At 68.0% G+C, this 19,611-nt stretch carries 11 protein-coding genes and 3 rRNA genes; 8 read left to right on the top strand and 6 right to left on the bottom strand.

Annotated features, from left to right (window positions below; translation table 11 throughout):
* Window positions 1-34: 34 nt before the first annotated feature.
* Window positions 35-1,036 (bottom strand): RDD family protein, encoded by a 1,002-nt coding sequence (locus GWK25_RS37090; RefSeq protein WP_215455849.1) that lies wholly within the window; start codon window positions 1,034-1,036, stop codon window positions 35-37.
* A gap of 156 nt (window positions 1,037-1,192) precedes the next feature.
* Between GWK25_RS37090 and GWK25_RS37085 the strand changes: the two genes are divergently transcribed.
* The 4 genes from GWK25_RS37085 (at window position 1,193) to rrf (ending at window position 7,961) form a co-directional block, all read left to right on the top strand.
* Window positions 1,193-2,200: a stage II sporulation protein M gene (locus GWK25_RS37085; RefSeq protein WP_215455848.1), complete on the top strand. Its 1,008-nt coding sequence runs from the start codon at window positions 1,193-1,195 to the stop codon at window positions 2,198-2,200.
* 598 nt (window positions 2,201-2,798) lie between these two features.
* A 16S ribosomal RNA gene (locus GWK25_RS37080) occupies window positions 2,799-4,324 on the top strand.
* 301 nt (window positions 4,325-4,625) lie between these two features.
* Window positions 4,626-7,749: ribosomal RNA gene (locus GWK25_RS37075) — 23S ribosomal RNA — on the top strand.
* 95 nt (window positions 7,750-7,844) lie between these two features.
* Window positions 7,845-7,961: ribosomal RNA gene (gene rrf, locus GWK25_RS37070) — 5S ribosomal RNA — on the top strand.
* Together the 16S, 23S and 5S rRNA genes form the textbook arrangement of a ribosomal RNA operon.
* A 107-nt stretch (window positions 7,962-8,068) precedes the next feature.
* Here rrf and GWK25_RS37065 read toward each other — a convergent pair.
* From GWK25_RS37065 to GWK25_RS37045, 5 genes are read right to left on the bottom strand one after another with little or no spacing between them, the layout of a single operon-like run.
* Window positions 8,069-9,379 carry a DUF58 domain-containing protein gene (locus tag GWK25_RS37065; protein ID WP_215455847.1) on the bottom strand — a complete coding sequence of 437 codons (1,311 nt, stop codon included), beginning with the start codon at window positions 9,377-9,379 and terminating at the stop codon, window positions 8,069-8,071.
* Window positions 9,379-10,368 (bottom strand): MoxR family ATPase, encoded by a 990-nt coding sequence (locus GWK25_RS37060; protein ID WP_215455846.1) that lies wholly within the window; start codon window positions 10,366-10,368, stop codon window positions 9,379-9,381. Before GWK25_RS37060 ends, GWK25_RS37065 begins: the two co-directional genes overlap by 1 nt.
* The gene (locus tag GWK25_RS37055; protein WP_215455845.1) at window positions 10,368-11,561 is read right to left on the bottom strand and encodes a DUF4350 domain-containing protein; all 1,194 of its coding nucleotides are present in this window, start codon (window positions 11,559-11,561) and stop codon (window positions 10,368-10,370) included. The genes GWK25_RS37060 and GWK25_RS37055 overlap by 1 nt, the downstream gene beginning before the upstream one ends.
* Window positions 11,558-12,247 carry a DUF4129 domain-containing protein gene (locus GWK25_RS37050; RefSeq protein WP_215455844.1) on the bottom strand — a complete coding sequence of 230 codons (690 nt, stop codon included), beginning with the start codon at window positions 12,245-12,247 and terminating at the stop codon, window positions 11,558-11,560. Before GWK25_RS37050 ends, GWK25_RS37055 begins: the two co-directional genes overlap by 4 nt.
* Window positions 12,248-12,287: 40 nt before the next feature.
* Window positions 12,288-13,682 carry a glycerophosphoryl diester phosphodiesterase membrane domain-containing protein gene (locus GWK25_RS37045; protein WP_215455843.1) on the bottom strand — a complete coding sequence of 465 codons (1,395 nt, stop codon included), beginning with the start codon at window positions 13,680-13,682 and terminating at the stop codon, window positions 12,288-12,290.
* Between the two features lie 140 nt (window positions 13,683-13,822).
* On the opposite strand from GWK25_RS37045, the gene mtnA reads away from it, so the two are divergent.
* The 4 genes from mtnA to GWK25_RS37025 are packed head-to-tail and all read left to right on the top strand — an operon-like array spanning window position 13,823 to window position 19,577.
* The gene (gene mtnA / locus GWK25_RS37040; protein WP_215455842.1) at window positions 13,823-14,968 is read left to right on the top strand and encodes an S-methyl-5-thioribose-1-phosphate isomerase; all 1,146 of its coding nucleotides are present in this window, start codon (window positions 13,823-13,825) and stop codon (window positions 14,966-14,968) included.
* A gap of 8 nt (window positions 14,969-14,976) precedes the next feature.
* On the top strand, window positions 14,977-15,666 hold the full coding sequence (gene mtrA / locus GWK25_RS37035) for a two-component system response regulator MtrA (protein ID WP_189823911.1): 690 nt from the start codon (window positions 14,977-14,979) through the stop codon (window positions 15,664-15,666).
* 1 nt (window position 15,667) lies between these two features.
* Window positions 15,668-17,761 (top strand): MtrAB system histidine kinase MtrB, encoded by a 2,094-nt coding sequence (gene mtrB / locus GWK25_RS37030; RefSeq protein ID WP_215455841.1) that lies wholly within the window; start codon window positions 15,668-15,670, stop codon window positions 17,759-17,761.
* Window positions 17,751-19,577, top strand: a complete 1,827-nt coding sequence (locus GWK25_RS37025; protein WP_215455840.1) for an LpqB family beta-propeller domain-containing protein — start codon at window positions 17,751-17,753, stop codon at window positions 19,575-19,577. The genes mtrB and GWK25_RS37025 overlap by 11 nt, the downstream gene beginning before the upstream one ends.
* The last annotated feature ends 34 nt before the right edge of the window (window positions 19,578-19,611 follow it).

The raw sequence follows: 19,611 nt of genomic DNA, 5'->3' as shown, positions 1-19,611 counted from the left end.
CGGGACGCAGGCGCCAGGGCTCAGGCGCCAGGACTCAGGCGGGCGGGGCGAACCCGGTGCTCGGCGGCCGCTCGGGAGACGGCGCGTGCGGCGGCTCGGAGGCGGGCGGGACGCCGGGAGCGGCCGGGCCGGGAACACCGGCGGCAGGCCCAGGCGGGGGCGAGAGTGGGGGTACGGGGGCGGGACCAGCGGCTCCCGCAGGCGGTGCGTACCCGAAGCCGCCGCCGGGAGCCGGGGCCGGACCACCTGCAATCGCGCCCACACCGGCACCCGAACCCACCCCGGGCCTGCCCTGGAAGGCCTGGCGAGCATCCCGGGCCTGCCGCTCGTGCACCACGGCCGCCAGATACGCGCCCGGCGGCACCCCGTGGGGCGCCGGGGCCCCGGTACGGGCCGCGAGGTCCGAGGCGAGACGTTCCGCCATGGCCGCGCCTACATGCGGGTCCAGCTGCCGCATCCGCGTCAGGTACTGGCGGATGGCCAGCCACAGCCCGTCCGGCACGGCGGAGAGGTCCAGCGCGGAGAACTGCCCCGCGAGCCACGGCGGGGGCGGAGGAACGAACGCCGCCCGCCCGGCCGGAACCCGCTCCCGCACGACCAAGGTCCCCGCGAACACGTCACCCAGCCGACGCCCTCGCGCCGACACGAGCGAGGCGATGCAGGCGACGACCCCGAACGTCATCAAGATCTCGACCACGCCGACCGCCCCGCGCACCAGCGCGTGCCGGAACCGGATCGGGCCCCCGTCGTCCCGCACCACCCGCAGCCCGCAGGCGAGCTTCCCCAGCGAACGCCCATGGCTCAGCGTCTCCACCGCGATCGGCCCGCCCACCAGGACGAGCAGGAAGCTCGCGATGGATATCGCCATCTGCGCCGCCTCGTCGAGACCGGCCGTCGACAGCACCAGGACCAGGACCACCGCGAGGTAGACGACCACGGCCACGACCAGGTCGAGCAGCACGGCCAGCGCTCGGCTCGGCAGCTTCGCGGGGCGCAGCTCCAGCGCCACCGCCTCGCCCGTCACTAGCTCACTCACACCCGTAGTCCCTTCCGGATTCATCCCCTGACCTGCCCTGAGAGTGGCCAGTCTGCCAAGCTGAGGTCATATCGCGCCCCAGTACGACCAGTGCGATCAGCAGGACCAGCACGACAAGCCGGCACGCAGTGCGAGGGACAAGGAGCAGCACACCCGATGGACCTCGATGTCTTCGTGTCCGCCCATCGTGCCGAGTGGGACCGCCTCGACGCCCTGCTCCGCCGCCAGCGCCGCCTCGACGGAGCCGAGGTCGACGAACTCGTCACCCTCTACCAGCGCACCGCCACCCACCTCTCACTGATCCAGTCGAGCGCTCCCGACCCGCAGCTCACCGGGCGCCTCAGCCAACTGGTGGCACGCGCGCGCAGCGCCGTCACGGGCAATCGGCGCGCCTCCTGGCGCGACGTCACCCGCTTCCTGACCCATGGCTTCCCCGCAGCGGTCTACCGATCCCGTCACTGGTGGGTTCCCACAGCCCTGCTCTCCACCCTTGTCGCCGTGCTCCTGGGGTGGTGGATCGGTACCCACCCGGAAGTCCAGGCCGGCATCGCCGCCCCGGACGCGCTCCGCGAGATGACCCGACCCGGTGGTCAGTACGAGACGTACTACTCCAGCCATCCCGCCGCGTCCTTCGCGGCCCAGGTATGGACGAACAACGCCCAGGCCGCCGCGATGTGCCTGGTCCTGGGGATCTTCCTCGGCCTGCCGGTTCTCTGGATCCTGCTCCTGAACATGCTCAACCTGGGCGTCGGCATCGGCCTGATGAGCTCGGCCGGCCGTCTCGACGTCTTCCTCGGCCTGATCCTCCCGCACGGCCTGCTGGAACTGACCGCCGTCTTCGTGGCCGCCGGCACCGGGCTGCGGCTCGGCTGGACCGTCATCGACCCAGGGCCCCGCACCCGTCGGTCCGCCCTGGCCGAGGAGGGGCGAGCCGCCCTCGGCATGGCGATAGGCCTGGCGCTGGTCCTCTTCGTGTCCGGCGCCATCGAAGGCTTCGTCACCCCGTCCGGCCTCCCCACGTGGGCCCGCATCACCATCGGCGTCCTCGCCGAACTCGCCTTCCTCGCGTACGTCTACGTCCTGGGCGGACGCGCCGTCCGGGCCGGTGACACGGGCGATGTCGAGGAGCACGAACGCAGCGCCGCGGTCCCCACCGCCGCCTGATGTGCGTCCACCCCCGTCGGGCTGTTAGTCTCCTCTTCGTTCCCGCAAGAGCTGTTGACACGGCCGATGCGGGGAGGTAGATTCGAACAGTTGCCTAGAGGTGGTCATACCCCAGGGCGGCAGTGAAAATCTACCGACTCCTCGTGAATGCACGATTGCCGAGCGAGTCCACCCGATGAATCAGGAACGAACGGCCGGTCAGCCCGGTCAAAAGCTTCTGATAAAGTCGGACTCACCGAAAGAAAGCCGCAAGGCAATCAATTAGGTAAGGTCCCTCCAGCGGCCACCGGAAAAGAATTCCGACCGGAAACGGAACGGAAAACGGATCTGGTAAGGTTGGAAACGCAAGACAGCAAGACCGAAGGGAAACTGCCCGGAGGAAAGCCCGAGAGCAACTCGGGTGAGTACAAAGGAAGCGTCCGTTCCTTGAGAACTCAACAGCGTGCCAAAAATCAACGCCAGATATGTTGATACCCCGTCTCCAGCATCAGCTGGGACGAGGTTCCTTTGAAACAAACACAGCGAGGACGCTGTGAACCATCGGACTATTCCTCCGGTGGTTCCGCTCTCGTGGTTTGCACCCGATTACGGGTACACATTCACGGAGAGTTTGATCCTGGCTCAGGACGAACGCTGGCGGCGTGCTTAACACATGCAAGTCGAACGATGAACCACTTCGGTGGGGATTAGTGGCGAACGGGTGAGTAACACGTGGGCAATCTGCCCTTCACTCTGGGACAAGCCCTGGAAACGGGGTCTAATACCGGATACAACCACTAGGGGCATCTCTTGGTGGTGGAAAGCTCCGGCGGTGAAGGATGAGCCCGCGGCCTATCAGCTTGTTGGTGAGGTAACGGCTCACCAAGGCGACGACGGGTAGCCGGCCTGAGAGGGCGACCGGCCACACTGGGACTGAGACACGGCCCAGACTCCTACGGGAGGCAGCAGTGGGGAATATTGCACAATGGGCGAAAGCCTGATGCAGCGACGCCGCGTGAGGGATGACGGCCTTCGGGTTGTAAACCTCTTTCAGCAGGGAAGAAGCGAAAGTGACGGTACCTGCAGAAGAAGCGCCGGCTAACTACGTGCCAGCAGCCGCGGTAATACGTAGGGCGCGAGCGTTGTCCGGAATTATTGGGCGTAAAGAGCTCGTAGGCGGTCTGTCGCGTCGGATGTGAAAGCCCGGGGCTTAACCCCGGGTCTGCATTCGATACGGGCAGACTAGAGTGTGGTAGGGGAGATCGGAATTCCTGGTGTAGCGGTGAAATGCGCAGATATCAGGAGGAACACCGGTGGCGAAGGCGGATCTCTGGGCCATTACTGACGCTGAGGAGCGAAAGCGTGGGGAGCGAACAGGATTAGATACCCTGGTAGTCCACGCCGTAAACGGTGGGAACTAGGTGTTGGCGACATTCCACGTCGTCGGTGCCGCAGCTAACGCATTAAGTTCCCCGCCTGGGGAGTACGGCCGCAAGGCTAAAACTCAAAGGAATTGACGGGGGCCCGCACAAGCAGCGGAGCATGTGGCTTAATTCGACGCAACGCGAAGAACCTTACCAAGGCTTGACATACACCGGAAACGGCCAGAGATGGTCGCCCCCTTGTGGTCGGTGTACAGGTGGTGCATGGCTGTCGTCAGCTCGTGTCGTGAGATGTTGGGTTAAGTCCCGCAACGAGCGCAACCCTTGTTCTGTGTTGCCAGCATGCCCTTCGGGGTGATGGGGACTCACAGGAGACTGCCGGGGTCAACTCGGAGGAAGGTGGGGACGACGTCAAGTCATCATGCCCCTTATGTCTTGGGCTGCACACGTGCTACAATGGCAGGTACAATGAGCTGCGAAGCCGTGAGGCGGAGCGAATCTCAAAAAGCCTGTCTCAGTTCGGATTGGGGTCTGCAACTCGACCCCATGAAGTCGGAGTTGCTAGTAATCGCAGATCAGCAGTGCTGCGGTGAATACGTTCCCGGGCCTTGTACACACCGCCCGTCACGTCACGAAAGTCGGTAACACCCGAAGCCGGTGGCCCAACCCGCAAGGGAGGGAGCTGTCGAAGGTGGGACTGGCGATTGGGACGAAGTCGTAACAAGGTAGCCGTACCGGAAGGTGCGGCTGGATCACCTCCTTTCTAAGGAGCATCTAGATCTCGCAAGAGATCCAGGGCCACAACGTCGGCGAACGTCCGACGGTGGTTGCTCATGGGTGGAACGTTGATTATTCGGCCGGTTTCACGGGCCGGAGGCTGTTAGTACTGCTCGCAAGAGCGTGGAAAACATGATCTCCGGACGGAATCTGGTCGGGCACGCTGTTGGGTGTCTGAGGGAATGAACTTTCCTTCAGTTGCCGGCCCCGGTGAAGCACCATGTAGGTGGTGTGTGACGGGTGGTTGGTCGTTGTTTGAGAACTGCACAGTGGACGCGAGCATCTGTGGCCAAGTTTTTAAGGGCGCACGGTGGATGCCTTGGCACCAGGAACCGATGAAGGACGTGGGAGGCCACGATAGTCCCCGGGGAGTCGTCAACCAGGCTTTGATCCGGGGGTTTCCGAATGGGGAAACCCGGCAGTCGTCATGGGCTGTCACCCACTGCTGAACACATAGGCAGTGTGGAGGGAACGCGGGGAAGTGAAACATCTCAGTACCCGCAGGAAGAGAAAACAACCGTGATTCCGGGAGTAGTGGCGAGCGAAACTGGATGAGGCCAAACCGTATGCGTGTGAGACCCGGCAGGGGTTGCGTATACGGGGTTGTGGGATCTCTCTTTCACAGTCTGCCGGCTGTGAGACGAGTCAGAAACCGTATGGATAGGCGAAGGACATGCGAAAGGTCCGGCGTAGAGGGTAAGACCCCCGTAGCTGAAATCTGTACGGCTCGTTTGAGAGACACCCAAGTAGCACGGGGCCCGAGAAATCCCGTGTGAATCTGGCGGGACCACCCGCTAAGCCTAAATATTCCCTGGTGACCGATAGCGGATAGTACCGTGAGGGAATGGTGAAAAGTACCGCGGGAGCGGAGTGAAATAGTACCTGAAACCGTGTGCCTACAAGCCGTGGGAGCGTCGGACATCAAGCTTGCTTGGTGTCTCGTGACTGCGTGCCTTTTGAAGAATGAGCCTGCGAGTTTGCGGTGTGTTGCGAGGTTAACCCGGGTGGGGTAGCCGTAGCGAAAGCGAGTCCGAATAGGGCGACTTTAGTAGCACGCTCAAGACCCGAAGCGGAGTGATCTAGCCATGGGCAGGTTGAAGCGGAGGTAAGACTTCGTGGAGGACCGAACCCACCAGGGTTGAAAACCTGGGGGATGACCTGTGGTTAGGGGTGAAAGGCCAATCAAACTCCGTGATAGCTGGTTCTCCCCGAAATGCATTTAGGTGCAGCGTCGTGTGTTTCTTGCCGGAGGTAGAGCACTGGATAGGCGATGGGCCCTACCGGGTTACTGACCTTAGCCAAACTCCGAATGCCGGTAAGTGAGAGCGCGGCAGTGAGACTGTGGGGGATAAGCTCCATGGTCGAGAGGGAAACAGCCCAGAGCATCGACTAAGGCCCCTAAGCGTACGCTAAGTGGGAAAGGATGTGGAGTCGCAGAGACAACCAGGAGGTTGGCTTAGAAGCAGCCACCCTTGAAAGAGTGCGTAATAGCTCACTGGTCTAGTGATTCCGCGCCGACAATGTAGCGGGGCTCAAGCGTACCGCCGAAGTCGTGTCATTGCGATATATACCCCCAACGGGGATCGTGATGGGTAGGGGAGCGTCGTGTGCCGGGTGAAGCAGCCGTGTAAGCGAGTTGTGGACGGTTCACGAGTGAGAATGCAGGCATGAGTAGCGATACAAACGTGAGAAACGTTTGCGCCGATTGACCAAGGGTTCCTGGGTCAAGCTGATCTGCCCAGGGTAAGTCGGGACCTAAGGCGAGGCCGACAGGCGTAGTCGATGGATAACCGGTTGATATTCCGGTACCCGCTGTGAAGCGTCAAACATCGAACCAGGCGATGCTAAGTCCGTGAAGCCGTCCCGGATCCTTCGGGTGAAGGGGAGTGGTGGAGCCGACGAACCAGACTTGCAGTAGGTGAGTGATGGGGTGACGCAGGAAGGTAGTCCATCCCGGGCGGTGGTTGTCCCGGGGTAAGGGTGTAGGCCGTGCGATAGGTAAATCCGTCGCACTTGTGGCTGAGACCTGATGCCGAGCCGATTGTGGTGAAGTGGATGATCCTATGCTGTCGAGAAAAGCCTCTAGCGAGTTTCATGGCGGCCCGTACCCTAAACCGACTCAGGTGGTCTGGTAGAGAATACCGAGGCGTTCGGGTGAACTATGGTTAAGGAACTCGGCAAAATGCCCCCGTAACTTCGGGAGAAGGGGGGCCACACCTGGTGATAGCACTTGCTGCTTGAGCTGGGGGTGGCCGCAGAGACCAGCGAGAAGCGACTGTTTACTAAAAACACAGGTCCGTGCGAAGCCGTAAGGCGATGTATACGGACTGACGCCTGCCCGGTGCTGGAACGTTAAGGGGACCGGTTAGTCACTCTTCGGGGTGGCGAAGCTGAGAACTTAAGCGCCAGTAAACGGCGGTGGTAACTATAACCATCCTAAGGTAGCGAAATTCCTTGTCGGGTAAGTTCCGACCTGCACGAATGGCGTAACGACTTCTCGACTGTCTCAACCATAGGCCCGGTGAAATTGCACTACGAGTAAAGATGCTCGTTTCGCGCAGCAGGACGGAAAGACCCCGGGACCTTTACTACAGTTTGATATTGGTGTTCGGTTCGGCTTGTGTAGGATAGCTGGGAGACTGTGAAGCTCGGACGCCAGTTCGGGTGGAGTCGTCGTTGAAATACCAGTCTGGTCGTGCTGGATGTCTAACCCGGGTCCGTGATCCGGATCGGGGACAGTGTCTGATGGGTAGTTTAACTGGGGCGGTTGCCTCCCAAAGGGTAACGGAGGCGCCCAAAGGTTCCCTCAGCCTGGTTGGCAATCAGGTGGTGAGTGTAAGTGCACAAGGGAGCTTGACTGTGAGACCGACGGGTCGAGCAGGGACGAAAGTCGGGACTAGTGATCCGGCGGTGGCTTGTGGAAGCGCCGTCGCTCAACGGATAAAAGGTACCCCGGGGATAACAGGCTGATCTTCCCCAAGAGTCCATATCGACGGGATGGTTTGGCACCTCGATGTCGGCTCGTCGCATCCTGGGGCTGGAGTCGGTCCCAAGGGTTGGGCTGTTCGCCCATTAAAGCGGTACGCGAGCTGGGTTTAGAACGTCGTGAGACAGTTCGGTCCCTATCCGCTGCGCGCGCAGGAATATTGAGAAGGGCTGTCCCTAGTACGAGAGGACCGGGACGGACGAACCTCTGGTGTGCCAGTTGTTCTGCCAAGGGCATGGCTGGTTGGCTACGTTCGGGAGGGATAACCGCTGAAAGCATCTAAGCGGGAAGCCTGCTTCGAGATGAGTATTCCCACCCACTTGATGGGGTAAGGCTCCCAGTAGACGACTGGGTTGATAGGCCAGATATGGAAGCCTGGTAACGGGTGGAGTTGACTGGTACTAATAGGCCGAGGGCTTGTCCTCAGTTGCTCGCGTCCACTGTGTTGGTTCTGAAACCACGAACAACCCCATTTCTCATGGTCACGAGGGATGGTGCGGTATTCATAGTTTCATAGTGTTTCGGTGGTCATAGCGTGAGGGAAACGCCCGGTTACATTCCGAACCCGGAAGCTAAGCCTTACAGCGCCGATGGTACTGCAGGGGGGACCCTGTGGGAGAGTAGGACGCCGCCGAACAATTTTTGAGAAAGCCCCTGCCGGGAGACCCGGCGGGGGCTTTCTGCATTTACGGGCCCTTTCCGGGCCTCTCTCCCCTTCCCGTGAGAATGAGGTGGGGAGGGGAATTAGAGACGCCCGGCAGCCTTCAGCGACAGGTACGCGTCGGCCAGAGCCGGCGGCAGGTTGTCCGGCGTCGCGTCGACGACCGTGACGCCGTGGCGACGCAGTTGATCGGCGGTACGGTGGCGGTCCGCTTGGGCCTGGGCGGCCGCGGCGGCCTCGTAGACCGCGTCCGTGGTGCCTCGGGAGTTCGCCATGCGGGCGATGTGCGGATCGGCCACGGAGGCCACCACGACCGTATGGCGTTGGGTGAGGCGGGACAGGACGGGGAGGAGGCCCTGTTCGACCGGGGCCGCGTCGAGTGTGGTGAGGAGGACGATCAGGGCTCGGCGGGGTGCCGTACGGAGCGCTGTGGCGGTGAGGCCCCGGGCGTCCGTTTCGACGAGCTCGGGTTCCAGCAGAGCCATGGCGTTGACCAGGGACGGAAGGACGTCTCCCGCTGTGCGGCCTTGGACGAGGGCGCGTACGCGGCGGTCGTAGGCCAGCAGGTCCACGCGGTCGCCGGCGCGGGAGGCCAGGGCGGCCAGGAGCAGGGCCGCGTCCAGGGAGGCGTCGAGGCGGGGGGCGTCGCCCACACGAGCCGCCGAGGTTCGGCCGGTGTCCAGGACGAGGAGGATGTGGCGGTCGCGTTCGGGACGCCAGGTGCGTACGGCCACCGAGGACTGGCGGGCTGTGGCGCGCCAGTCGATGGAGCGGGTGTCGTCGCCGGGGATGTACTCGCGGAGGCTGTCGAACTCCGTGCCCTCGCCTCGGGTCAGGACGCTGGTGCGGCCGTCCAATTCGCGGAGGCGGGCCAGTTTGGACGGCAGGTGCTTGCGGCTGGTGAACGGGGGGAGCACCCGTACGGTCCAGGGCGCTCGGTGGCTGCCCTGGCGGGCGAAGAGGCCGAGGGGGCCGTACGAGCGGATCGTGACCCTGTCCGCCTGGCGGTCTCCCCGGCGGGTGGGGCGCAGGCGGGTGGTGACGCGACGGCGCTCGCCCGGGGGGATCGTGAGCCGGTGGCGGGACGCGGTCACTTCGGTGCCGGGGAGCCAGCTGCTGGGGGGCCAGGCGTCGCGGACGTGGGCGCGCAGGGGCCGACCGGAGGGATTGGTGACCGTGAGGGTGACGTCCGCGGTCTCGCCCAGGCGTGCGGAGGTGTCGCCGGAGCGCAGGAGGCCCAGGCAGCGCACGGGTGCGGCGAGGGCGTAGTCGCAGGCGCAGGCCAGGGCCAGCGGGGCGTTCACGGCCAGGATGCCCGTCCAGCTGGGTTCCCAGATGCCGACGGGGAGGGTGCCGAGGGCCGCGAGGAGCGCGGCGCGTCCGGTGGGTGCCATCAGCGGGGCACGGGGACGTGGGAGAGGATCGCGTTGATGACCGAGTCGGCCGTCACGCCCTCCATCTCGGCCTCGGGGCGGAGTTGGACGCGGTGGCGCAGGGTCGGGAGCGCGAGTGCCTTCACGTCGTCGGGGATGACGTAGTCGCGGCCCGTCAGCCAGGCCCAGGCGCGGGATGCCGCGAGGAGAGCCGTGGCGCCTCGGGGGGACACGCCCAGGGTGAGGGACGGGGACTCGCGGGTGGCGCGGCAGATGTCCACCACGTAGGCGGTGATCTCGGGGGAGATCGTCGTCTTGGCCACGGCGGCGCGGGCGGCTTCGAGGTCGGCGGCGTTCGCGACGGGGCGTACGCCGGCGGCGCGCAGGTCGCGGGGGTTGAAGCCCTCGGCGTGCCGGGTGAGGACGTCGATCTCGTCCTGCCGGGACGGGAGCGGGACCGTCAGTTTGAGGAGGAAGCGGTCCAGTTGGGCTTCGGGGAGGGGATAGGTGCCCTCGTACTCGACGGGGTTCTGGGTCGCGGCGACCAGGAACGGGTCCGGGAGCGGGCGGGGGGTGCCGTCGACCGTGACCTGGCGTTCCTCCATGGCCTCCAGCAGGGACGACTGGGTCTTCGGTGGGGTGCGGTTGATCTCGTCCGCGAGGAGGAGGTTGGTGAAGACCGGGCCGGGCTGGAAAGAGAACTCGGCGGTGCGGGTGTCGAAGACCAGGGAGCCGGTGACATCGCTCGGCATCAGGTCCGGGGTGAACTGGACGCGCTTGGTGTCGAGATCGAGCGCGGATGCGAGAGCCCGCACGAGCAACGTCTTGGCCACCCCGGGGACTCCCTCCAGGAGGACGTGTCCGCGGCAGAGGAGGGCGACGACGAGACCGGTCACGGCGGGGTCCTGGCCGACCACGGCTTTGGCGATCTCGGCGCGCAGGGCCTCCAGGGAGGCACGGGCGGTGCCCGGGTCCCCGGTGGTCCCGGCGTTGTCAGTGGTCGGGTCCATCATGAACGGCGTACCTCTCTTTCGAGGGCGTCGAGTTGGTCGGTCAGGGCGATGAGGGCCTTGTCGTCGCCGGGCGGCGGGCCGAAGAGGAGGGCGTGCAGGGGCTGTCCGTCGCCGTGGAGGTGCGTGGACAGGGCGGGGAGCAGGGCCTCGGGCGCATGGGCCCGGGGGACGGGGACACCTACGAGGGGGGCGAGGCGCGTGCGGGTGGTGGAGCGAAGAGCGGCGGCCGCGCGGTCGCGGGCGTTGGCCTTGCGGTAGAGGCGGGCGCGGCCTTCGACGGTCTCGGAGGCGCGGATCGCGACGGGGAGTTTCTCGGGCACCAGGGGACCCAGTCGGCGTGCCCGCCAGAGGGCCGCGAGGACTGCGGCGACGAAGAGCTGCAGGGTGCCCCAGAACCAGCCCGAGGGGAGCAGGTCGACGAAGCTGCGGTTGCCCGCGTCGGGGGCCGCGTCGTCGGAGAGCGAGGGGAGGTACCAGACCACATGGGGGCGCGAGCCGAGGAGTTGGAGGGCGAGGGAGGCGTTGCCCTGCTCGTCGAGGCTGCTGTTGAGGAGGATGTCGGGGGCGCCGAGGACGACGGTGTCGCCGTCTCCCCCGGCCGCCGGGACGCGGACCAGGGTGGGCAGGCCGTCCTCGGGGTAGCAGGTGTCGGCCGCGCGCGCTGTGACGTGGTAGCGGAGCCCGCCGGTGTCGGCGCTGCCCGCGCGGCGGGCGGCGGGCAGTTCGCAGCGGGGCGTGAGGGTGGAGTCGAGGCTGAGGGCCGCGTCCGCGGTGACTCCGGGGGCGAGGCCGTGCACGGACGGCGGACCGGGGGCGACGAGGACCGTGCGGCCGCCGGAGGCCTCGGTCGCCTCGCGCAGGCGGAGCTGCTGCGAGTCGGTGAGCAGGTCGGGGACGGCGACCAGGAGGGTGGTGTCGGGGTCGGCGGCCGCGCCGGCCTCGTCGAGGGTGGTGACCAGTCGGGTGGACACGCCCCGGTCGTCCAGGAGTTCGGCGACGGCGCGACTGCCGTCGGTGTCGGCGGAGCGGGGGTCCAGACGGCCGTGTTCCGCGCCGGAGCGGATCACGGCGATCACGGCTGCGGCCGCCAGGAGGACGACCGCCGCGAGGACGACGCCGCGCGCGCGGGTCCACACCTGACGGGCCGTGGGCGAGACCGAGGTGGAGGGGGGCGTCGTCCCGGTGGTCATTCTGCGGCTCCCGGGTGGGTGTTCCGTGCCGTGCTCGCGGTGCTGGGGGTGCTGCTCGCCGGGGCGGGCTTGGCGCGCTCCAGGTCGGTGTCGAGATCCGCGAGGCGGCGGTACGTTCCTTCGACGGCGGATCGGCCGCCGTACGTGACGTCGTCGAAGTCCCGGGCGGCGGCGTGCAGCCGGTCCGCGTGGGCGGAGAGCACCGAGCCCGCCTCGGAGGCCGCCTCGTCGGCGGTGCGGCCGGGGCGCACGTCGAGCAGGGCGCGTTCCTCCAGCGAGCGGACGACGGCGCGCATGCGTTCCTGGACGGCCTGGTTCCAGTGGCCCTGGGCGGCTTGTGCCTCGGCGGCGGCGCGGTGTTCCATGGCGCTGCGCGGCCGGTCGTCGAAGAGCACGGCGGAGGAGGCCGGGGCGCGGCGCGGGGTGCCGAGGCGCCACCACAGTGCTCCGAGGAGGGCGAGCACGGCCAGGACGATGACGACGAGGCCGAGTGTGCCGCCGGGTGTGGCGGTCGAGGCGGCGCCGAACACTTTGTCGAGCCAGTCCCAGAAGGCGTCCAGGGCGCGCTCGTACCAGCTGGGGTCGTTCTCGTGGTACATGCCCTTGGACAGTTCGCGACGGGCCGCCTCCCGCGCGGGATCGCGCGGGAGGGTGATGGGCGGCTCGTCCGCCGTGAGCCACGACATCGGTACGGCTGTCAGTGCTCCCCCCGACCGTGTCACCCCATCAGCTCCCCGGGGTGGCGCCCGGTGCGTCGCCGTAGCCCTGGAGGCCGGCGGCGCGGCCCAGTTCGAGGTCGAGGGCCTCACGGCGGATGCGCTGGTCGATGTAGAGGAGCACGGTGACACCGGCGCTGATCGGGAAGGTGAGCGTGGAGCCGATCACCGCGCCGACGCCGCTGATGACGAGGTAGGTCCAGCCCAGCGCGGTGCCGCCGGTGGCGAGGAGGCCGGAGATGCCGTCGCCGTCGAGGGCGGCGCCCGCGAAGGAGAAGGGGATCACGACGATCGACGCGACGACGTAGGAGATGATCGCGGCGAGCAGCTGGATGCCGAGGACGCGCCACCACGAGCCGCGCACGAGCTTGACGGAGCGGCTCATCGACTTGCGGACCCCCTGCTTCTCCAGCATCAGGGCGGGAGAGGCGAGGGAGAAGCGGATCATCAGCCACACGGTGAGCACGAAGGCGCCGAGGCCGCCGAGGAGGGCGAGGAGTACGCCGGCTCCGGTGGAGCCTCCCGCGGCGAGCAGGACGCCGGGTGTGATGCCCACGGCCATGATCAGGGCGGCGATCACGAGGAGCAGGACGGTCAGGCCGCCCAGTCGGAGGAGTTGCGGGCGGGCGTCCCGCCAGGCCTCGGCGGTGGTGACCGACTTGCCGAGGACGGCGCGGCTGGTCACGGTCGTGAGCAGGGCCGTCGCGATGATGGTGCCCAGCAGGGAGATCACCATGACGACGGAGGTGCTCAGCAGGGTGTCGCCCAGGGCGCGGCCCAGTTCGCCGGGGGTGGCGGTCGGGTCGTTGAGGGCGTCCGTGCTCGCGGTGTCGTTGAGGATGAGGCCCTGGAGCAGGATGACCCCGATCTGGGTGACGACCGCGACGGCCAGGGAGATGCCGAGGACCGTGCGCCAGTGCGTGCGCATGGTGGAGACGGCCCCGTCGAGGATCTCGCCGATGCCGAGCGGACGCAGCGGGATCACACCGGGCTTGGCGGCGGGCGGGGGGCCTCCCCAGCCGCCGCCCCAGCCGGGAGTGCCGTAGCCGGGGCCGGGGGCGCCGTATCCGGGGTGGCCGCCGGGGACTCCGGGGCCGCCGGGCGGGCCGTAGCCACCGGGAGCGGGGTGCTGAGGGCCGGGGTGGCCGCCCCAGCCCGGGACGGGCGGGGGCGGTGGCGAGGACTGGCCGGGGGCCTGCGGATTCGGAGCGGACCACTGGGCGGGCGGCGGCTGCGCCTTGGACCACTTGGACGGCGGCTGCGCCTGGTTCGTGCCCGGCCGGTCCGTCGGCTGCGCCTGGCCGGCGCCGGTCGGGTCCGTCGGCTGTGCGGGGTCCTGCTGGTCCGGCTGCTCGCCGCCCGAGGGGGCGGATCCGGGCGAGGCCCAGCCCGGAGTGTCCTTCATCGTCGCTCCTTCACGGTGCTCGTCCGCGGTCGCGGCGGCAGGTTGGCGCCCATCGTGCCACGCGGTGTCCGGGAAGTGATCGGGGGCCGTATCCGCTGCGCACCTTCAATTGTCCGACGGATACGGGGCAGACTGACCGCATGGCTGATCAGTACGCGCGATCCGGCGACGACATCCGGCCCACCGAGATACCGGCGATCCGTTGGGACGAGCCACCCGAAGGTCCCGTCCTGGTCCTCCTCGACCAGACGAGACTGCCGGCCGAGGAGGTCGAGCTGGTCTGCACGGACGCGCCCGCGCTGGTGGAGGCGATCCGTTCGCTCGCCGTGCGCGGGGCGCCACTGCTGGGGATCGCCGGGGCGTACGGCGTCGCGCTCGCCGCCGCGCGGGGCTTCGACGTGGACGAGGCCGCCGACGCGCTGGAGGGCGCCCGGCCCACCGCGGTGAACCTCGCGGTCGGGGTGGGACGGGCGCGGGCCGCGCACCGGGCCGAGCTCGGTCGTACGGGGGACCAGAAGCAGGCCGCGGAGGCGGCGCTCGCCGCGGCGCGGGCGCTGCACCGGGAGGACGCCGAGGCCAGTACCCGTATGGCCGCGCACGGGCTGGCGCTGCTCGACGAGCTGCTGCCGGGCGGCGGGCACCGGGTGCTCACGCACTGCAACACCGGGGCGCTGGTCTCGGGTGGTGAGGGCACCGCGTTCGCGGTGGCGCTCGCGGCACACCGGGTGGGACGGCTGCGGCGGCTGTGGGTGGACGAGACGCGGCCGTTGCTGCAGGGCGCCCGGCTGACCGCTTATGAGGCGGCGCGCAGCGGAATGGCGTACACCTTGCTCACGGACAATGCCGCGGGCTCGTTGTTCGCCGCGGGTGAGGTGGACGCCGTGCTGGTGGGTGCCGACCGGATCGCCGCCGACGGTTCGGTGGCGAACAAGGTCGGGACCTATCCGCTCGCGGTCCTCGCCCGGTACCACCACGTGCCGTTCATCGTGGTGGCGCCGGTGACGACGGTGGATCTTGGTACCCCGGACGGGGCGTCCATCGAGGTGGAGCAGCGCGCGGGTCATGAGGTGACGGAGATCACGGCGCCGCAGGTGCCGGTGGCGGGAGCGGAAGCGGGAGGTGGGGTCGCGGTGGCACCGCTGGGGACCCAGGCGTACAACCCGGCGTTCGATGTGACGCCGCCCGAGTTGGTGACCGCGATCGTCACCGAGGAGGGGGTTGTTTCGCCAGTGACCGGTGAGGCGCTGGCAGGGCTGTGTGACAGGTCACGCCAGGTAACGATTTAGTTAATGGGATGATGGCATTCATGAAGGGACGAGTCCTTGTCGTCGACGACGACACCGCACTGGCCGAGATGCTCGGCATCGTGTTGCGTGGTGAAGGTTTTGAGCCGTCTTTCGTAGCCGACGGCGACAAGGCGCTGGCCGCGTTCCGTGAGGCCAAACCGGACCTGGTGCTGCTGGATCTGATGCTGCCGGGCCGGGACGGGATCGAGGTGTGCCGCCTGATCAGGGCGGAGTCCGGGGTGCCGATCGTGATGCTCACGGCCAAGAGCGACACCGTCGATGTGGTCGTGGGCCTGGAGTCGGGCGCGGACGACTACATCGTGAAGCCCTTCAAGCCGAAGGAGCTGGTCGCCCGGATCCGGGCGCGGCTGCGGAGGTCGGAGGAGCCGGCGCCGGAGCAGCTCGCCATCGGTGACCTGGTCATCGATGTGGCCGGGCACTCCGTGAAGCGCGAGGGGCAGTCCATCGCGCTGACGCCGCTGGAGTTCGATCTGCTGGTCGCGCTGGCACGCAAGCCGTGGCAGGTGTTCACCCGGGAGGTCCTGCTGGAGCAGGTCTGGGGGTACCGCCACGCGGCGGACACCCGTCTGGTGAATGTTCATGTGCAGCGGCTGCGTTCCAAGGTCGAGAAGGACCCGGAGCGGCCGGAGATCGTGGTGACCGTCCGTGGTGTCGGATACAAGGCAGGGCCCAGCTGACATGTCCGGTGACAGTGCCGCTTCGGCGCCCGGCCAGCCGGGGACCCGCGCGGAGCGGCCTGTCGGCCGGAAGTCGGGTTCCCGTTGGGGGCGCCTCCTCGACGGCGGGTTGCTGCAGGGCGGGGTCCAGGGCAGCCCGGTCCTGAGGCTGTTCATGCGCTGGGTGCGTCGACCGCTGCTGCCCGTGATGCGGCTGTGGCGACGCAACATCCAGCTCAGGATCGTGGTGACGACCCTGCTGATGTCGCTCAGCGTCGTGCTGCTGCTGGGCTTCGTCGTCATCGGGCAGGTCCGTAACGGGCTGCTGGACGCCAAGGTCAAGGCCTCGCAGAGCCAGGCCACCGGTGGTTTCACCGTCGCCGAGCAGAAGGCGGTCAGCGACGCGGACGGGACGGGGAACGACAGCACGGAGCCGGGCGGCGACCGGTCGCAGAACGTCGTCGAGTGGATGACCACCCTGGTGGACTCGCTCTCCAGCGGTGGCCAGGGCGCGTTCGACGTCGTGACGCTCAGTCCCGCCTCCGCCGACGGCGACACCGGGGGGCTCGCACCGCGTGCCTCCGGGGGCGTGCAATGGGACCTCAGTGTGCCCGTGGAGTTGCGTGAGCAGGTCGACGACGGCACCAGTGCCGTCCAGAGCTACACGCGGATCTACTACGACAACGGTCAGGAGTCCCAGCCGGGGCTGATCATCGGCAAGCAGGTCAGCGACCACAAGAGCAACCAGTACGAGCTGTACTACCTCTTCCCGCTCACTCAGGAGGAGAAGTCCCTGAGTCTGGTCAAGGGGACGCTGGCGACGGCCGGGCTGTTCGTGGTCGTGCTGCTCGGAGCGATCGCCTGGCTGGTGGTGCGGCAGGTGGTCACGCCCGTGCGGATGGCAGCGGGGATCGCCGAGCGGCTGTCCGCCGGGCGTCTTCAGGAGCGGATGAAGGTCAGTGGCGAGGACGACATCGCACGGCTCGGCGAGGCCTTCAACAAGATGGCGCAGAACCTCCAGCTGAAGATCCAGCAGTTGGAGGACCTGTCGCGGATGCAGCGGCGGTTCGTCTCCGACGTGTCGCACGAGTTGCGGACGCCGCTGACGACGGTGCGGATGGCGGCGGACGTCATCCATGACGCGCGCGTGGACTTCGATCCCGTGACCGCCCGGTCGGCCGAGCTGCTGGCCGATCAGTTGGACCGGTTCGAGTCACTGCTGGCGGACCTGCTGGAGATCAGCCGGTTCGACGCGGGCGCGGCGGCCCTGGAGGCCGAGCCGATAGATCTGCGCGAGGTCGTGCGGAAGGTCGTCAGCGGGGCCGAGCCGCTCGCCGAGCGCAAGGGGACCCGGATACGGGTGCTGGGGGACCAGCAGCCCGTCGTGGCCGAGGCCGACGCCCGACGGGTGGAGCGGGTGCTGCGCAACCTCGTGGTCAACGCCGTGGAGCACGGCGAGGGCAAGGACGTCGTGGTCAAGCTCGCGGCGGCCGGCGGCGCGGTCGCCGTCGCGGTGCGGGACTACGGAGTGGGACTCAAGCCGGGCGAGGCGACGCGGGTGTTCAGCCGCTTCTGGCGGGCGGACCCGGCACGCGCGCGTACCACCGGTGGTACGGGTCTGGGGCTGTCGATCGCCCTGGAGGACGCCCGGTTGCACGGGGGCTGGCTGCAGGCGTGGGGTGAGCCGGGCGGCGGTTCCCAGTTCCGGCTCACGCTGCCGAGGACGGCGGACGAGCCGCTGCGCGGGTCCCCGATACCGCTGGAACCGAAGGACTCCCGGCGCAACCGCGGACTCAGCGACGCCGGTCTGCCGCTCGGCGGTGGCGGCAAGCTCGCCACGGTGCCGGTCCAGGCCGGTGAGCACGGTGGCGCGCGGGCGGCCATAGGGCCCCGGCCGGGCGCCGGACAGGCTCCCACGGCGGACCCGACGGCACTGCCGGGCAGCGGCGCGCGTGTGGTGCCCCGGCCCGGCTCACCGTCCGCAACCCCGTCCCCGGCGGTGCCCGCGCGGCGGACCGGGGACGGCGAAGGACACGAGGGCCGCGCCGAGGAGCAGCCGGCCGAGAGCGCCGTGGAGCGGCAGCACGAGCAGGGGGAGGCATTCCGTGGACGCTGACCGTGCGAAACGCGGCCGTGGGCGTCCGGTGCGGGCGACGGCGTACGTCGGCATCGGTGCCGTACTGCTGGCGGGATGCGCCTCGATGCCGGACAGCGGGGACATGCGCGATGTCGAGTCCACCCCCAGGCAGGACGCCAAGGTGCGGGTCTTCGCGCTGCCGCCCGCACCGGACGCCGAGCCGCAGGAGATCGTGCAGGGTTTCCTGGAGGCCCTGACCAGCGACGATGTGAACTACGAGACGGCCCGCAAGTACCTTACGGGCGACGCGCTGAAGACCTGGGACCCGGCGCGGTCGACCACCGTCCTCGACGAGGCACCCACCGCCTTCACCCGGGTCACGGGGGAGCGGCCGGAGGCCGACGAGTACGGGTTCGAGCTGTCCGGGAAGAACGTGGCCCGGGTCGACGGGCAGCACGCGTACACGCCCACGAGCGGTCAGTACCGCAAGCTCGTGCACCTCACGCGCGTGAAGGGGACCGGGCAGTGGCGCATCGACGAGTTGCCGCAGGGTGTGGTGCTCGGCCGGTCGGACTTCGTGCGCAACTACGAGTCCATCAACAAGTACTACTTCACCTCCGCCGCGCAGTCCGGTGAGCCCGGGACGGTTGCCGACCCCGTCTATGTGCGTAGCCAGGTCGACCCGGTGACCCAGGTGGTCCGGGATCTGCTGGAGGGTCCCACCAGCTGGCTCAACCCGGTCGCGAGGACGAGTTTTCCGTCCGGTACGGCCCTGCTGAAGGGCACGAAGGCACTGACGCCCGACGACCAGAACAGGCTGGTCGTGCCCCTGAACAAGAAGGCCAACCGCGTCTCGGCCAGCAGATGCCGGGAGATGGCGGCCCAACTCCTGTTCACCCTCCAGGACTACATGCCCACGGGTGTGGACGAGGTGGAGCTGCAGGGGTCGAAGGGCGCCCTGTTGTGTGCGCTCGGAGAGAACGACGCCGGTACGGTCGCCTCGCACGGCGTCGACGGGGGCGCGGGGTACGAGTACCTCATCGACGGCGACCACAAGCTCGTGCGGCTGTCCGATCGGGATCCCGTGACGACGCCGTCGCCGGTTCCCGGGGCGCTCGGTGAAGGCGAGAAGCAGCTGAGGTCCGCGGCCGTGTCGCGTGGCGAGGACCGGGCGGCGGGAGTGTCGGCCGACGGCAGCGAGCTGTATGTGACACACATGACGGCCGAGGGCACGCTCGGCGATCCCGTCCTGCGCAGCGGCGGTGCCACCGCGAAGGACCGGCTGACGACGCCCAGTTGGGACGGGCGGGGCGACCTGTGGGTGGCCGACCGCGACCCCGAGAAGCCGCGGCTGCTGGTCCTGGCGGACGGCATGGGTGAGCCGCTGGAGGTCCGGACGCCCAACCTCGACGGGCGCATCGAGGCGGTGCGGGTGGCCGCCGACGGGGTGCGCATCGCGCTGATCCTGGAGAGCAAGGGCAAGCGGGCGCTCTACATCGGGCGCATCGAGCGGGACGCCGACGCGGAGAGCACCACCGTCTCGATCGTCGAACTGCGGTCCGTGACGCCGGACCTGGAGGACGTCACCGCCATGTCGTGGGCCGGCGACAGCCAGCTCGTGGTCGTGGGGCGCGAACCCGGTGGGGTGCAGCAGATGCGGTACGTCCGGGTCGACGGCTCCCCGATACCGGGTTCCGGGCCCTCCGCGCTCACCGGCGTGGAGGAGATCGCCGCGTCCGAGGACGAGAGCCAGCCGCTGGTCGCGCACTCGGCCGACGGGATCGTACGGCTGTCGCCGGGGCAGCAGTGGCAGACGGTGGTCAAGGAGGGGTCGGCGCCGGTCTATCCGGGGTGAGTCCGGGTGACGGTGCCTCGTCTCGTCGGAGTCG

It is taken from the genome of Streptomyces sp. ATCC 21386 (genome assembly GCF_018728545.1).
Classification (GTDB): Bacteria; Actinomycetota; Actinomycetes; order Streptomycetales; family Streptomycetaceae; genus Streptomyces.
This window is presented reverse-complemented; position numbering and strand designations above follow the sequence as displayed.

What these genes read in the sequence shown, in the direction of transcription:
- GWK25_RS37085 (WP_215455848.1), top strand. Translation starts at nt 1,193, where the DNA reads ATGGACCTCGATGTCTTCGTGTCCGCCCATCGTGCCGAGTGGGACCGC.
- GWK25_RS37065 (WP_215455847.1), bottom strand. Translation starts at nt 9,379, where the DNA reads ATGGCACCCACCGGACGCGCCGCGCTCCTCGCGGCCCTCGGCACCCTC.
- GWK25_RS37060 (WP_215455846.1), bottom strand. Translation starts at nt 10,368, where the DNA reads ATGGACCCGACCACTGACAACGCCGGGACCACCGGGGACCCGGGCACC.
- GWK25_RS37055 (WP_215455845.1), bottom strand. Translation starts at nt 11,561, where the DNA reads ATGACCACCGGGACGACGCCCCCCTCCACCTCGGTCTCGCCCACGGCC.
- GWK25_RS37050 (WP_215455844.1), bottom strand. Translation starts at nt 12,247, where the DNA reads ATGTCGTGGCTCACGGCGGACGAGCCGCCCATCACCCTCCCGCGCGAT.
- GWK25_RS37045 (WP_215455843.1), bottom strand. Translation starts at nt 13,682, where the DNA reads ATGAAGGACACTCCGGGCTGGGCCTCGCCCGGATCCGCCCCCTCGGGC.
- mtnA (WP_215455842.1), top strand. Translation starts at nt 13,823, where the DNA reads ATGGCTGATCAGTACGCGCGATCCGGCGACGACATCCGGCCCACCGAG.
- mtrA (WP_189823911.1), top strand. Translation starts at nt 14,977, where the DNA reads ATGATGGCATTCATGAAGGGACGAGTCCTTGTCGTCGACGACGACACC.
- mtrB (WP_215455841.1), top strand. Translation starts at nt 15,668, where the DNA reads ATGTCCGGTGACAGTGCCGCTTCGGCGCCCGGCCAGCCGGGGACCCGC.